General features: G+C 65.6%; 20 protein-coding genes. 13 read left to right on the top strand and 7 right to left on the bottom strand.

Annotation, left to right across the window (positions count from 1 at the left end; translation table 11 throughout):
- Positions 1-10: 10 nt before the first annotated feature.
- From ASC66_RS08945 to ASC66_RS08935, 3 genes are all read left to right on the top strand, one after another.
- Positions 11-319, top strand: a complete 309-nt coding sequence (locus ASC66_RS08945) for a DUF7882 family protein (protein ID WP_055837853.1) — start codon at positions 11-13, stop codon at positions 317-319.
- 89 nt (positions 320-408) lie between these two features.
- Positions 409-1,110, top strand: coding sequence for a GAF and ANTAR domain-containing protein (locus tag ASC66_RS08940; RefSeq protein WP_055837843.1), 702 nt, complete (start codon positions 409-411; stop codon positions 1,108-1,110).
- Positions 1,107-1,826 carry a GAF and ANTAR domain-containing protein gene (locus ASC66_RS08935; RefSeq protein WP_055837840.1) on the top strand — a complete coding sequence of 240 codons (720 nt, stop codon included), beginning with the start codon at positions 1,107-1,109 and terminating at the stop codon, positions 1,824-1,826. Before ASC66_RS08940 ends, ASC66_RS08935 begins: the two co-directional genes overlap by 4 nt.
- A 23-nt stretch (positions 1,827-1,849) precedes the next feature.
- Here ASC66_RS08935 and ASC66_RS08930 read toward each other — a convergent pair whose 3' ends face one another.
- The gene (locus tag ASC66_RS08930; RefSeq protein ID WP_055837838.1) at positions 1,850-2,185 is read right to left on the bottom strand and encodes a DUF7882 family protein; all 336 of its coding nucleotides are present in this window, start codon (positions 2,183-2,185) and stop codon (positions 1,850-1,852) included.
- A gap of 125 nt (positions 2,186-2,310) precedes the next feature.
- Here ASC66_RS08930 and ASC66_RS08925 point away from each other — a divergent pair, with 125 nt between their 5' ends.
- Together ASC66_RS08925 and ASC66_RS08920 are read left to right on the top strand one after the other, a co-directional pair.
- Complete coding sequence (locus ASC66_RS08925; RefSeq protein ID WP_055837835.1) at positions 2,311-2,928, top strand: flavodoxin family protein; 618 nt, start codon at positions 2,311-2,313, stop codon at positions 2,926-2,928.
- Between the two features lie 4 nt (positions 2,929-2,932).
- Positions 2,933-3,268 (top strand): DUF7882 family protein, encoded by a 336-nt coding sequence (locus ASC66_RS08920; RefSeq protein ID WP_157509717.1) that lies wholly within the window; start codon positions 2,933-2,935, stop codon positions 3,266-3,268.
- Here the strand turns inward: ASC66_RS08920 and ASC66_RS08915 are convergent.
- From ASC66_RS08915 to ASC66_RS08905, 3 genes are all read right to left on the bottom strand, one after another.
- The gene (locus ASC66_RS08915; RefSeq protein WP_055837829.1) at positions 3,265-3,696 is read right to left on the bottom strand and encodes an SRPBCC family protein; all 432 of its coding nucleotides are present in this window, start codon (positions 3,694-3,696) and stop codon (positions 3,265-3,267) included. The two genes, ASC66_RS08920 and ASC66_RS08915, sit on opposite strands and share 4 nt — an antisense overlap.
- A gap of 33 nt (positions 3,697-3,729) precedes the next feature.
- Positions 3,730-3,969 carry a hypothetical protein gene (locus ASC66_RS08910; RefSeq protein ID WP_157509716.1) on the bottom strand — a complete coding sequence of 80 codons (240 nt, stop codon included), beginning with the start codon at positions 3,967-3,969 and terminating at the stop codon, positions 3,730-3,732.
- Positions 3,970-4,078: 109 nt separating this feature from the next.
- Positions 4,079-4,756: a DUF6766 family protein gene (locus tag ASC66_RS08905; protein ID WP_055837823.1), complete on the bottom strand. Its 678-nt coding sequence runs from the start codon at positions 4,754-4,756 to the stop codon at positions 4,079-4,081.
- A 318-nt stretch (positions 4,757-5,074) separates the two neighbouring features.
- Here ASC66_RS08905 and ASC66_RS08900 point away from each other — a divergent pair, with 318 nt between their 5' ends.
- The 5 genes from ASC66_RS08900 (at position 5,075) to ASC66_RS08885 (ending at position 7,553) form a co-directional block, all read left to right on the top strand.
- Positions 5,075-5,620 (top strand): DUF892 family protein, encoded by a 546-nt coding sequence (locus tag ASC66_RS08900; protein ID WP_055837820.1) that lies wholly within the window; start codon positions 5,075-5,077, stop codon positions 5,618-5,620.
- Positions 5,617-5,781, top strand: a complete 165-nt coding sequence (locus ASC66_RS18105; RefSeq protein WP_157509715.1) for a hypothetical protein — start codon at positions 5,617-5,619, stop codon at positions 5,779-5,781. The genes ASC66_RS08900 and ASC66_RS18105 overlap by 4 nt, the downstream gene beginning before the upstream one ends.
- A 47-nt stretch (positions 5,782-5,828) precedes the next feature.
- On the top strand, positions 5,829-6,350 hold the full coding sequence (locus tag ASC66_RS08895) for a DUF6328 family protein (RefSeq protein ID WP_055837817.1): 522 nt from the start codon (positions 5,829-5,831) through the stop codon (positions 6,348-6,350).
- Positions 6,351-6,433: 83 nt separating this feature from the next.
- Positions 6,434-7,330 (top strand): SDR family oxidoreductase, encoded by an 897-nt coding sequence (locus ASC66_RS08890; RefSeq protein WP_055837814.1) that lies wholly within the window; start codon positions 6,434-6,436, stop codon positions 7,328-7,330.
- A gap of 25 nt (positions 7,331-7,355) precedes the next feature.
- Entirely contained in the window at positions 7,356-7,553 is a 198-nt protein-coding gene (locus ASC66_RS08885) for a hypothetical protein (protein ID WP_055837810.1), read from the top strand.
- Between the two features lie 105 nt (positions 7,554-7,658).
- On the opposite strand, the gene ASC66_RS08880 is transcribed toward ASC66_RS08885, so the two are convergent.
- Entirely contained in the window at positions 7,659-7,835 is a 177-nt protein-coding gene (locus ASC66_RS08880) for a CsbD family protein (RefSeq protein ID WP_055837807.1), read from the bottom strand.
- A gap of 189 nt (positions 7,836-8,024) precedes the next feature.
- Between ASC66_RS08880 and ASC66_RS08875 the strand changes: the two genes are divergently transcribed.
- Positions 8,025-8,672: a TetR/AcrR family transcriptional regulator gene (locus ASC66_RS08875; RefSeq protein WP_082492179.1), complete on the top strand. Its 648-nt coding sequence runs from the start codon at positions 8,025-8,027 to the stop codon at positions 8,670-8,672.
- On the opposite strand, the gene ectB is transcribed toward ASC66_RS08875, so the two are convergent.
- A complete protein-coding gene (gene ectB / locus ASC66_RS08870) occupies positions 8,669-9,934 on the bottom strand; it encodes a diaminobutyrate--2-oxoglutarate transaminase (protein WP_055837800.1) in 1,266 nt (421 codons plus the stop codon). The genes ASC66_RS08875 and ectB overlap by 4 nt on opposite strands.
- Before the next feature lie 187 nt (positions 9,935-10,121).
- On the opposite strand from ectB, the gene ASC66_RS08865 reads away from it, so the two are divergent.
- Positions 10,122-10,400 carry a hypothetical protein gene (locus ASC66_RS08865; RefSeq protein WP_055837797.1) on the top strand — a complete coding sequence of 93 codons (279 nt, stop codon included), beginning with the start codon at positions 10,122-10,124 and terminating at the stop codon, positions 10,398-10,400.
- A 15-nt stretch (positions 10,401-10,415) separates the two neighbouring features.
- Here the strand turns inward: ASC66_RS08865 and ASC66_RS08860 are convergent, their stop codons facing one another.
- Entirely contained in the window at positions 10,416-10,973 is a 558-nt protein-coding gene (locus tag ASC66_RS08860) for a TetR/AcrR family transcriptional regulator (protein ID WP_055837793.1), read from the bottom strand.
- 141 nt (positions 10,974-11,114) lie between these two features.
- On the opposite strand from ASC66_RS08860, the gene ASC66_RS08855 reads away from it, so the two are divergent.
- Entirely contained in the window at positions 11,115-12,128 is a 1,014-nt protein-coding gene (locus ASC66_RS08855; RefSeq protein ID WP_055837789.1) for an SDR family NAD(P)-dependent oxidoreductase, read from the top strand.
- The last annotated feature ends 90 nt before the right edge of the window (positions 12,129-12,218 follow it).

Below are 12,218 nucleotides of genomic sequence, written 5' to 3'. Positions count from 1 at the left end.
GAAGTGCACGATGGGAACCATTGTTTACGGCGCAGAACGACGGATTCACGTTGATGATCGCACCTTGGCACACATCAAATCGGTGGTCGTGACCAAGCTACGGCGGCAGGAATCATTCACACTCTCGTGTCTGCAAGTTCAGGGCGAACCGGGGAGCAGGATCTCCCTCTGGATCCATCCTTCGATACCGCTCCAGTTCGAGTTCGATACGGCCGATCGCCATGAGCTCAATCGCGAGTGGCTGACGATCCTGATGGTCAGCGCTAATGCGTCTGGCGACCTCCGTATTGAAGACGAACCGATCGCGGCGGTGGCCTGAGGTATCGAGCCTGAACGCCGACGTAGTGTGGCCGGAGTAGTTTGGTGAATGGACCGGATTGACTCGGGAACAATGAAGGAGGCGGTGCGATGCGCGGGAATGTTGACGACATCGTCGCCGGGTTCTCGAATTTCGACGGCCACGAGGCCGAGCTGACGGGGTCGATCCTCGAAACTATTCCCGTTACCGGTGCCTCGATCGCCACACTGGGTGAACTGCTCGGATCGGAGACGGTAGCGGCCAGCGACCTGCAGGTCGCGCGCCTCGATGAACTGCAGTTCGACCTGAGCGAGGGGCCGTGCTGGGACGCGTTGGCCCAGATGCGGCCGATGCTCCAACCGGACGTGCGTGTGCACGATGGTCGCTGGCCCGCCTTTTCCGCCGCACTGCAGAACGAGAACGTCGGCGCGATTTTCGCGTTCCCGATGACGGTCGGAACGTTGCGGGTCGGCGCAGTCGATCTGTACAACACCGATCCCGGCGCGCTCAGCCCGCTCTTCGTCGCCCAGGCGACGGAACTGACCGCGGCGCTGAGCCGCTACGTTCTGCGTCGGGCCCTGCGTCAGGCCGGCTCCGCGGAGGTGGAGGGTGAAGGCCATGCGAGGCGCACCATCCATCAGGCAACCGGATTTGTGATCGCACAACTCGGGGTCTCTGCCGAAGACGCGTATCTGCTGCTGCAGGGGCAGGCGTTCTCGGAGGGCCGCGCTATGAGCGAACTCGCCGCGGACGTCATCGCCCATCGCTTCCGCTTCGTGGTCGACCAGAACGGGATCGAGGGACTGTCATGACGCCGAGCATCACACGCGATCAAGAGCTCTTTGAGATCTTCGTCGCGCTCGCCGACACGCTCGTCGACGAGTACGACGTCGTTGAGCTGCTGCAGACCCTCGTCGACTCCTGCGTTTCGCTGTTCGATGTCGCGGCGGCCGGATTGCTCCTGGTCGACGACACCGATGCCCTCGATTTGGTCGCGTCCACGAGCGAAGAGAGTCGGCTGGTCGAGCTGATGCAGCTCAGCGCAGAAGATGGACCGTGCATCGAGTGTTTCCGCACCAGCGCGACGGTCTCGATCGCCGACATCCGCGAGAGCCCCGCTGAGTGGGCGCGCTTCCGGGCGGCGGCGGCGGCGGAGCAGGGGTTCGGCTCGGTCACCGCGCTGCCCATGCGCCTCCGTTCGACGACGATCGGCACGCTCAACCTCTTCCGCGCCGGTCTGGGGGATCTCAACGCGCGAGACATCCGGGCAGCACAAGCGATGGCGGACGTCGCGACGATCGGCATTCTGCACGAGCGCACCGTTCGCGCAGGCAATGAGACGCGCGATCAGCTGCAGCACGCCCTGAATTCACGCGTCACCATCGAGCAGGCCAAGGGCGTGATCGCCTTCACCCACACGGTGTCGATGGACGAGGCCTTCGCACGATTGCGGGACTACGCTCGGGCCAATCGCATGCCGTTGGCCGTGGTCGCGGCCCAGCTCGTCGCCCGCGAACTCATCATCTGAGTGGTGCTGCCCAGGGCCTCAGGCTAGGCGAGCGTGGCGGGATGCTCACGCACATAGGCCTCGGCTTCGGCCTCCGGCAGCACGATCATCCCGCGGTCGCTCACCGACGTGAGCTCGAGGGCGCGCACCCAGATCGGGTTCAGTGTCGGCGATGTGTTGCCGAGGAAATGGAACTGCAGGGGGATTGCAGGGGAGAGCCACAGGCTCACCCGCCCGGACCCATTCGAGGCCGGCACGACCCAGCTGAGGTAGAAGGATTCCTGTCGCCTGAGCTTTGTGCCGACCGCCGCCTTCACATGGGAAAGCGTGCGGTCCTCCATCGGATACGACGTCTCGGCGCCGTAGATCAGTTCGCCCATGGACACAGCATGCGATAGCCGGATGGAGTTTGCAAGTTGTGCGCTGAAGGCTGCCTGCACCCCGATTCTCGCGCTGGGCTGTCAAGCCCCTGACGCACGCCACGGCAGCGGGGTAAGAAGTAGACATGACGAACTCGACGCTGTCCGTGTTGATCCTCAACGGCACGCTCAAACCCTCGCCTGAGCCGTCGAGCACCGAGGTCATCGGCAGACAGCTGCTGCAGCGGTTTTCCGCGCACGACGTGCGCGGAGACATCGTGCGGGCGGTCGATTTCGACATTGCGCCCGGCGTGGAAGCAGACATGGGTGGATCGGACGAATGGCCCGGAATTCGCGCTCGGATCATGGACGCCGACATCATCGGTTTCTGCACGCCGACATGGCTCGGGCACATGTCGAGCGTGATGCAGCGCGTTCTCGAACGCCTCGATGCCGAACTCTCGACCACCGACAACGCCGGCCTGCCGGTGCTATTCGGAAAAGTCGCGGTCACCGGCGTCGTCGGCAACGAGGACGGCGCGCACAAGATCACGGCCGATCTGCACCAGGCGCTCAACGACATCGGGTTCACCGTTCCCGCGCAGGGAGGCACCTATTGGAACGGGCGAGCGATGGAAACCATCGACTACAAAGACCTGCTTGAGGTGCCGGACGCGGTGCGCGCCGCCAACTCGACGGTGGCGAGGAACGCCTCACATTTGGCCCGCATCCTCCGCTCGCATCCGTATCCGCACCAATCGTGAAGGCGTGTATTCAACCATGGGTCAACTCGTCTACGCAGCCTCGGCGCCGTTCGACTTCGATGACCGGGTGCTCTCGCACGTCAAGATCGCGGTCGGGTCCAAGTTGCGGCGCAAGGAGTCGTTCTACCTCGGATGGACGATCCCGAGCGAGAAAGGTTCGGGTCGGATGGCGATCTGGCTCTCCCCATCGATCCCGCTCCAATTCCGCTTTCGAAGCAACGCCCCCGGCGACATCAACAGGGCATGGGTCCACGCAATGGAACAGACGGCTCTGAGCGGTGGCGTCATGACCGTCCTCGACGAGTCCGACGTCGAGGAATACCTGCGACGGCACAGCTAGAGCGCTTCAAACCTGTTCACGGTGCCGTGCCAATCGCGCGATTCGCCCGCCTCGCGCTCCACCTCTCGTTTGAAGTCCCTCAGATTGGTGTGGACCTGCACACCATCGATCAGAATCAGCGGCACGTAGGACTGCGCCGAATCGTCGCGCTGCCACTCCAGCGAAATGGCGACTCTCGTACGCTGATCCCCGAGCGCGTCGAACGTCACCTCGCCTCGAGCTTCGTCGCCCTGCACCCGTTCCAAGGGGATCACCCGTGAGAGTTTCGCGGAGACGGGAGACGTCTGGGGATTCGGCACACCGTTGACCAACACCGTCCACTGCGTCGTCTCGCCGCTTGACGGTTCCGTTCCCTCGGAAGAGCCGACACGGTTCCAGAACGCGTACGTTCTGTCCACGCTCGCGTTCACATCGATGGTCGTCGACACTCGGCTCTTCATCATTCTCCCGAACACACAGCGCTAGAGGAACACCGACGAGCGTTGGAGAGCTGGACTGTGCGAGATGTCGTCGGCCACGCGCCGAAGCTCATCCTCGGAAATCTCAACATGTGAGCGCGCGAATTGCGATCGAAGGATCCCTGCGATCGCATCGCTCGTGCGCCCGTCCAGCTCTGCGCGTAGCGCGCTGATGATGTCACTTGCGGCCGGCGCGTCCCCCTCGTGATTCTGCGCGCTTCTGAAGGCCCGTGCTTCGAACATGTCCACTCCCTTGGCCTGACACCTCCACCGTATTCACGGCGCTGAGAGGGCAATAGCGGCTTGAGGCCACCCCGTGCTTGTGCTACTCGCCACACTTCGGTTGCGATCACTATTCAGACGCCGTGGAGGTCTCATGATGCGGGGTGCCGACCGGCTTGGATTCGGCGGACCCACGCTGGCGCAGGAAGATCGACAGCGCCACCATGCTGCCGACGGCGAGAAACTCGGACTGCCAATTCTGCAGTGTTCGATTCCAGAAATCCGCACCCGCAACGTACTGGAGCCAGGTGACGGTCGCTTCGCCGTGTTCGAGCTGTTCCGTGTTGTACACCGTCGTTCCCGCGATGGACTGCGCCCACCAGGACAGCAGAAAGGCGGCGCCCATCACCAGCAGCAATGAGTTCGAGTAGATGTGCCGCCGCCAGCCGCGCACCCGCGCCCAGCGGGGGGAACGCGCGGTCGCGTGGGCACCGACGAGTTGCTCCTCGTCGCTGCCGAGGCCCTCGTCGCCGGGCTTCTTGGACTCGGGCGAGCCCTTTTGCACCAACCACACCGTCACAAGAATGAACAGGAAGAACTGGAGGTATTCCGACTGCCAGTTCTCGGCGACATCCACCACGAAGTCGGAAGACGTCACAAACTCGCTGAATGACGCTGTCGCCCCTCCGTGGGAACGCTGGTCGTCAGTGAAGGCGTAGAAGCCCGCGATCGACTGCCCGATCAGCGCGAGAACGAATATGACCCCGAAGAAGAGACTGAGGGCATGGGGGCGGATCCGCGCGAACATCAGTCACCGCCCACTCAAGCCGATGCTCAGCATGTAGGCGAGCCCGATGATCATCACCGCAAGCCATCCGGTGAACACGATTCTCATAGCCGCACGGTACGCCGTGACGGCGTGCTGTCAACCCCCTCGCTCCCGCCAAGCGAGCCCGGTAGCGTGCTAACACGCCTCGGTGCCGCCAATTTTCCGAGGCGCGGAAGCGTACCGGGTTGCCGGTGGCACTTCGGTGTCAGCTCCCGTGCGGCGGCCGCCTCGATATCATGCGTCCCATCGAGGGGGCCGTCGTGCACGGCGGGACCGTGAATCGAGGAATCGGGGTGAATGGCGATGTTCGAGCGTTTCGAGAGTCACCGCGACGTCTACGGGTACCGGCTCGGCGCCGCCCTCACGATGGAACATGATTGGCTCGCGATACTGCCGCTGCTGATCGACTCCGCCCGATCCGACGAGGTCGAAGACCTCTTTGAATTCCGGGCGGCACAGACCCGGCACCAGATCACGGAACTCAATGCGCTGTTCGACATGCTCGGCTACGCGCCGGCGCAGTATCCATCACCCGCCTCGAGCGCGCTGGTGCGCACCGAGACCGCCTTCATCGGCAAATGCGCGCCAGCGCTGCGCGAGAGTGGCGCGGTGGCCGCCGCGATGATGCTCGACGGCGTCCGGCTGGCACACTACGTGATTCTGTTCGAAACCCTGCCGGACGGCGTGCACCCGATGGCCAGAGTCAAGGTCGGAAGCCTGCTCGCGGACGCTCGGCGCGCACACGGCGAACTGGAGACCGCGCTACGAACGCTGGGAAGCAGAGCCGTGTCTGACGCGTCGCTCGGCTCGACCCGCGAAGCACACGAGGGGACAGCATCGTGACCGACGAACGAGAACGCTCGCAGCAGGCGGGCGAGCCGGCCGAGTCGCGCAGGCGCGAGGCCGAGGAGCGCGAGGGCGCCGAGATCAATGAGCTCGACGCCGACAACGAGGTCGAGCAGGACACAATCGAAACGGTCGACCCCGACAACCCCCCGGCATAGTCGGGCGTGCGGATCGTTCTGTCGCACTCAGCTCCAGGGGAGGTCAGATGAGCGAGTCGGCCGAGGCCAGGGCGGCGGATGCCGCCGGAATGGGCGAGACGGAGAAGGAGCGGATCGACCGCAACTGGAACGAGTTGCTCCAGGAGCTGCGAGTTGTCCAGACCGGCACGCAGATCATCACCGGTTTCCTGCTGACTGCCGTATTCCAGTCGCGGTTCGAGGAGCTGGACACATTTCAGCTCGTGACATACCTGTTGCTTGTTGCGACATCGATCATGACGACGATCGCCGGCCTCGCTCCCGTGAGCCTGCATCGTTACCTCTTCAGGAAGCAAGCGAAGGACAAGGTCCTCGCTCACGCCGACCGTTTCGCCCAGCTGACGCTCATCGGTGTCGCCGTCACCGTCGTCGGAATCGGAATGCTCATCTTCGACTTCGTGCTCGGCCGGTTCTGGGGGATCGCCGCTGCCACGGTGATCGCCATGCTGCTCATCGCCGTCTGGGTCGTCGTGCCGGTGCGCGTGCGCGCTGCCGACCGTGCCGAACAGAGGAGGTACGCGAGCCCGTGAGGGCTTGTCAACCCCATACGCTTCCCGCCCCGCCGCTCCTAGGCTCGGCGCCACGACGCCGACTCACCTCGAGAGGATCACTGATGCCGAACGACCAGTACACCTTCGACAATCCGAGAACCCGCTATGAGAGCATCTCGCCGCCTGTGCAGCATCAGGACGAGCCGGGGCTGGACAGCGAACTCGTGCCGACTCCGGATCTCGGGGAGCTGAGCTATCGGGGCACCGACCGCCTCGCGGGTCGACGTGCCCTCATCACGGGGGCCGACTCGGGCATCGGGGCAGCCGTCGCGATCGCGTTCGCGCGCGAGGGCGCCGATGTCGCCCTCGCGTACCTGCCGAGCGAGCAGAGTGACGCCGAACGCATCGCTGAACTCGTGCGCGCCGCCGGGCGCACGGCGCTGCTCCTTCCGGTCGATGTCTCGATCGCGGAAGAATGCACCCGGCTCGTCGATGAAGCGGCGACGGGGCTCGGTGGACTCGACATCGTGGTGAACAACGCCGGCAAGCAGATCTACTGCGAGCGGCTGGAAGACCTCTCGGATCAGGCATTCGACGAGACGATGCGCACGAACGTCTACGCGACGTTCTGGATCTCCAAGGCGGCGCTGAAGCACCTGCCCGCCGGGGCTGCGATCATCAACTCCACCTCGGTCCAGGCCTATAAGCCGTCCCCGATCCTTATCGACTACGCGACGACCAAGGCCGCGATCAACGCATTCACCAAGGCGCTCGCCGGCCAGCTGGCGGAACGCGGAATCCGTGTGAATGCGGTGGCGCCGGGGCCGGTCTGGACCGTGCTGCAGGTGACCGATGGCCAGCCGCCGGAGAAGATCGCGAGTTTCGGGAAGAACACCCCGCTCGGGCGCGCCGCGCAGCCAGCGGAGATGGCGCCGGCATATGTCTTTCTGGCATCGGCGGAGTCGAGCTACGTGCTCGGCGAGACATTGAACGCCAATGGTGGAATCCCGACCCCGTAGTAGCGACCACGAAGGAGAATGACTGATGAGCGACCCGACAGCACCGGACACGAGTGTGAACGATCCGGACGAGGACGTGCCAGGTGAACCGGAGGACCCGATGACCACGCCGAGCGTCGACCAGCCGGCGCCTCCGAAGCCTGACGAGGAGAAGAAGGAATCGATCCGTCTGGATCCGTTGGAGGGATCGGGTGAACATTCCGAAGACGCGGCGGAGCACTGAGCTGAGGAAGCCCTGAGCCGAGGAAGCACTGAGCCGAGGAAGCCCTGAAGACACGCACAGGCGCCCTGCCGGGAGGCAGGGCGCCTGTGGATGCAGCGGCACGACTCAGTCGTCGGTCACGGCATCCTTGATTTTCTCGCCGGCCTGTTTGACGTTGGCCTTGGCCTGATCCATCCGGCCCTTGTTTGCCAGCGACTCGTTGCCGGTCGCTTCGCCGACCCCCTCCTTCATCTTGCCGACGGTTTCTTCGGCAGCGTTCTTGATCTTGTTGTCCTCGGCCATTGCCTGCTCCTCCCGTTCACGTCGAGTGCGCCCGAATTGCGCATCGGCGATCGTTGCTCTCCTTCGAGCTTCACAAGGTCGCACCGCCGCCTCAAGGGGCTTGACAGCACGGTGCCGGTTAAGTGATTTTGCGTCATTTCTGCGGCCCGCCGTCGTGACGAGTGCCCCGGATGCTGAGAAGATGAAGCTATGTCAATGCAACGTCCTCCCGCTGCACGCCCGGAGGGTCTCAGGGAGCGCAAGCGTCGAGCGACCGAAAACGCGATCGAACTCGCGGCGGTCGAACTCGCCCTCGAGAAGGGCTTCGCGTTGGTCACCGTCGCCGAGATCTGCGAGCGGGCCAAGGTCTCACGCAGCACCTTCTTCAACTACATGCCCAATCGTGACGCCGCGATCATGGGTCGGCCGATCGCACTCGTGCCACGCGACATTGCGTTCGCCCTTCTGGACGGGGCGGAGAACGACGTTCCGCTCGGCCTGCTGCGCATCACCGTGGCGTCGATCGGGCACAACGGGGTCAACGCGCCTGTCGCTGCCGGCCGTCGACGCCTCGCGATGGAGCAGCCGGATGCCGCCAGGCTGCAGCACACGACGCTCGGCGACCTGCGCACCGCGCTGCTGGCGCTGACCCTCGAGTGGCTGGGCGCTCGACCGGATCGCCGTGCGCTGCCGAACATCGCGGTGCAACGGGAGGCGCGGCTGCTCGTCGGCATCGCCGGCACTGCTGCCGAGGTCCTGATCGAGGAGTGGGCCGACGCCGACGGCGAGCTGCAGATCTCGGAGCAGAGCTTCCACACCGCAATCGCCGAACTCGGCGCGGTGCTGCACCGCGCTTAGCGGGCGAGCACCGCCGCGAGGCTCTCGCGCACGATGGCCAGACCGCGCAGCAGCTCGTCATCGCTGATGGTGAGGGCCGGCAGGAACTTCAGCACCTCGTCGCGGGCGCCGGAGGTCTCGATCACGAGTCCGCGCTCGAAGGCCGCTGCGGAGACCGCGCCGGCGAGCTCGGGGTGTTCCGGCGCGGCGATGCCGTACATCAGGCCGCGACCGCGCACCTCGAAGTCGATCTCGGGGTTCTCGTCTGCGATGGCCAGCAGTTCGTTCCGCAGCAGCTCCGACTTGCGGCTGACCTCGTCGGTGAACACCGAGTCCGCCCAGTAGGCGTCGAGCGCGGCGCGCGCGGTGATGAAGGCGAGGTTGTTGCCACGGAAGGTGCCGGTGTGGGCACCCGGCTGCCAGACGTCGACCTCGCGGCGCATGAGCACGAGCGACATCGGCAGGCCGGATGCCGAGATCGACTTCGACACCGTGACGAGATCGGGAACGATGCCGGCTTCCTCGAAGCTGAAGAATGCGCCGGTGCGACCGGTGCCGGCCTGGATGTCGTCGATGATGAGCAGGATGCCGCGATCGGCGGTGATCGCGCGGAGGCGCTGCAGCCAGGCGGTGCTCGCCACGTTGATGCCGCCCTCGCCCTGCACGGCCTCGACGATGACGGCTGCGGGCAGGTCGAGACCGCTGCCGGTGTCATCCAGCATCTTCTCGAACAGGTCGAGGGTGTCGATGTCGGCGCCCAGGTAGCCGTCGTAGGGGAGGCGGGTGACGTTGTCGAGCGAGGTGCCTGCCGCATCCCGGTACTTCTTGTTGCCGGTCGCCGCGAGGGCGCCCATGCTGAGGCCGTGGAAGCCGTTGGTGAAGGCGACGACGTTGCTGCGGCCGGTTGCCTGACGGGCCACCTTGAGGGCGGCCTCGACGGCGTTGGCGCCGGTCGGGCCGGTGAACTGGATCTTGTAGTCGAGCCCGCGGGGCGCGAGTATGCGGGCCTCGAAGGCCTCCAGGAACGCCTTCTTGGCGCTGGTGGCCATGTCGAGGCCGTGAATGATGCCGTCGCGCTGCAGGTACTCGATGAGGGCCTGCGTGAAGATCGGGTTGTTGTGACCGTAGTTGAGCACGCCGGCGCCGGCGAAGAAGTCGAGGTAGTCGCGCCCATCGGCCGTGGTGAGCACCGAGCCGCGCGCGGAGTCGAAGACCACGGGGAAGGAGCGGATGTAGCCGCGCACCTCTGATTCGATGCGGTCGAAAATGTCGAGGTCGCTCATGGCTTCACTTCCTGTTGATCGGTTCGTCGCCGGTCGTATCGTGCTTGCTGGTCTGCCCGATAAGCCTAACGAGTCGTGGCTGTGCTTCCGGTGTGGCGCGAGGCGTGGTCACAGAAGTGATTGCGCGCGCCTCAAAGCTGGCGCAGGCTGGGGGAACCACGTTGGATTGCCGAGAAAGGGGCAGGCCATGTCGTACGCGAAGCCGGGCAAGCACGAGAAACTCGAGCACAGGGGGCGCGAGTTCACGCTCGACAAGGATGAGTCGGGGCACTGGCAGATCACGGATGCCGCCGGCACCCACTACGGCTGGATCGAGGTGATCACGCGGCACGGCGCCGACCACGACCCCGTCTACAACGGCTATCTCGCCGGGCACGCGACCTTCTCCCACTTCGGCTCGGATTGGCGCGGAATCACGGGGTCGCTCGTGAACGATTTCGATGGAGAGCATCGATTCGCGCAGTGATGTGCAGGCGCTGACTCAGTCCAGCTGGCCAGGTCCGACGAGCACGCGCCACACCCATTCGGCCGCGGTCTCGACCGACGGCCGGGGTTCCCTGGACAGCCACGTCTCGATCACGGCGAGCACGGACCCGGCGATTCCCGCACCCACGACGTCGAGGGGAACGCCCTCGAATGCCGTGGATCTCGACTCGAGCACGCCGGCGCTCGCGGCGCTCGCGAAGCGGGCGCGGAGTCTGGCGGACGCCACGGAGGAGCCGCGCTCGCCGAGCACGATCCGGTAGAGCTCGGCATTCGTCTCGAAATGCGCCAGGTAGGCCACGAAGTCGGCTGGCGCGTGAACGGGCAGGGCGCCGTTGAAGGTGGGGACGCGCGCGCCCGCTTCCAGCTCGGCGGCGTCGAGCGCGTCGGCCAGCAGCGTCTCCTTGTCGGAGTAGTGCTGGTAGAAGCTGCTGCGGTTCACCCCGGCCCGGATCGCGATGTCGCCGATCGTGATGTCGTCGAGGGAATTCTCACGGGCGAGTTCAAGCAGCGCCTGCTGCAGGCTGCTGCGTGTGCGCTCGACCCGGGTGTCCATTCCCTCATTCTGGCAGCGATGCGGCCGCCCTGCTGCCAGTTTGCCGACATTTGTCGGATTTCCGACGGAAGTCGGATACTCTGGCGGCACAGACCCAGAGCTTCGCCCACGATGGGCGGAGCGGTACGAAAGGACTCTCAGATGGCAACGGATCCGAAGCCGCTCACCGGCAACAGCACCATCGGCGAATGGCTCGCCCACCCAGCGGGTGGCCCGGCGGTGAAGGGTCTGCTCGCGGCATCCGGCGCCAATGAGGAATCGCTCGCACCGGTGCTCGGCCTGCCGTTGCAGCAGCTCGTGGCGCTCAGCCAGGGCCAGATGCCGCAGTCGGTCATCGACGATCTGGTGAAGTCGGTGAACGGCGGCGTGATTCCCGAGGCCGAGGCCACCGGATGGCAGGAGACGGTCACCTCCGGACGCTTCTCCGGCAAGACCGTCATCGTCACCGGCGCGGCCTCCGGCATCGGCCGGGCCACCGCAAGCCGGATCGCACGGGAAGGCGGCCGCGTGGTGGCCGTGGACATCTCTGCCGAGAAGCTCGCCGAGTTCGCCACCTCGATCCCGGGGGCCGAGATCGTGACCGTCGCAGGCGACATCACGAAGCAGGAGTCGGTGGACGCGATCATCGCCGCCGCCGGCGAGCGCATCGACGGCCTCGCGAACGTGGCCGGCATCAACGACGACTTCTCGCCGCTGCACGAGACGAGCGACGCGATGTGGGACCGCGTGATCGGCGTCAACGTCACCGGAACCTTCAAGCTCACGCGCGGCGTGCTCCCCGCGATGATGGCCGCCGGAGCCGGCTCCGTCGTGAACGTCTCCAGCGAGGCCGGCCTGCGTGGCAACGCCTCCGGCAACGCGTACACGGCCTCCAAGCACGCCGTCATCGGCCTCACCCGCAGCGCCGCCTTCATGTATGGCCCGCACGGCATCCGCGTCAACGCGGTCGCGCCCGGCGGTGTCGCCACCGGCATCCCGTTCCCCCCGCACGTCTCTGAGGCTGGTCAGGCACGCCTGCAGCCGTTCCAGTCGGCGATCCCGTCGCTGGCGACGGCCGAGCAGCTCGCCGCATCGATCACCTTCCTGCTCAGCGACGACGGTGTGAACATCAACGGTGCGACGCTGCCGTCCGATGGCGGTTGGTCGGTGCAGTAGACCGCGCCAGCGCGACTCGCGCGCTCGACCGAACCGGCGCCAGCCCAGCTGGCGCCGGTTCGCCGTGTCTGGCGTGGCGGATTTCACAGG

It is taken from the genome of Leifsonia sp. Root4, from assembly GCF_001425085.1.
In the GTDB taxonomy this organism is placed as follows: domain Bacteria; phylum Actinomycetota; class Actinomycetes; order Actinomycetales; family Microbacteriaceae; genus Microterricola.
This window is presented reverse-complemented; position numbering and strand designations above follow the sequence as displayed.

Bases quoted from the DNA above. Each gene is read 5' to 3' on its own strand.
- ASC66_RS08945 (WP_055837853.1), top strand. From the start codon at position 11: ATGGGAACCATTGTTTACGGCGCAGAACGACGGATTCACGTTGATGAT.
- ASC66_RS08940 (WP_055837843.1), top strand. From the start codon at position 409: ATGCGCGGGAATGTTGACGACATCGTCGCCGGGTTCTCGAATTTCGAC.
- ASC66_RS08935 (WP_055837840.1), top strand. From the start codon at position 1,107: ATGACGCCGAGCATCACACGCGATCAAGAGCTCTTTGAGATCTTCGTC.
- ASC66_RS08930 (WP_055837838.1), bottom strand. From the start codon at position 2,185: ATGGGCGAACTGATCTACGGCGCCGAGACGTCGTATCCGATGGAGGAC.
- ASC66_RS08925 (WP_055837835.1), top strand. From the start codon at position 2,311: ATGACGAACTCGACGCTGTCCGTGTTGATCCTCAACGGCACGCTCAAA.
- ASC66_RS08910 (WP_157509716.1), bottom strand. From the start codon at position 3,969: ATGTTCGAAGCACGGGCCTTCAGAAGCGCGCAGAATCACGAGGGGGAC.
- ASC66_RS08905 (WP_055837823.1), bottom strand. From the start codon at position 4,756: ATGTTCGCGCGGATCCGCCCCCATGCCCTCAGTCTCTTCTTCGGGGTC.
- ASC66_RS08900 (WP_055837820.1), top strand. From the start codon at position 5,075: ATGGCGATGTTCGAGCGTTTCGAGAGTCACCGCGACGTCTACGGGTAC.
- ASC66_RS08895 (WP_055837817.1), top strand. From the start codon at position 5,829: ATGAGCGAGTCGGCCGAGGCCAGGGCGGCGGATGCCGCCGGAATGGGC.
- ASC66_RS08890 (WP_055837814.1), top strand. From the start codon at position 6,434: ATGCCGAACGACCAGTACACCTTCGACAATCCGAGAACCCGCTATGAG.
- ASC66_RS08885 (WP_055837810.1), top strand. From the start codon at position 7,356: ATGAGCGACCCGACAGCACCGGACACGAGTGTGAACGATCCGGACGAG.
- ASC66_RS08880 (WP_055837807.1), bottom strand. From the start codon at position 7,835: ATGGCCGAGGACAACAAGATCAAGAACGCTGCCGAAGAAACCGTCGGC.
- ASC66_RS08875 (WP_082492179.1), top strand. From the start codon at position 8,025: ATGTCAATGCAACGTCCTCCCGCTGCACGCCCGGAGGGTCTCAGGGAG.
- ectB (WP_055837800.1), bottom strand. From the start codon at position 9,934: ATGAGCGACCTCGACATTTTCGACCGCATCGAATCAGAGGTGCGCGGC.
- ASC66_RS08865 (WP_055837797.1), top strand. From the start codon at position 10,122: ATGTCGTACGCGAAGCCGGGCAAGCACGAGAAACTCGAGCACAGGGGG.
- ASC66_RS08860 (WP_055837793.1), bottom strand. From the start codon at position 10,973: ATGGACACCCGGGTCGAGCGCACACGCAGCAGCCTGCAGCAGGCGCTG.
- ASC66_RS08855 (WP_055837789.1), top strand. From the start codon at position 11,115: ATGGCAACGGATCCGAAGCCGCTCACCGGCAACAGCACCATCGGCGAA.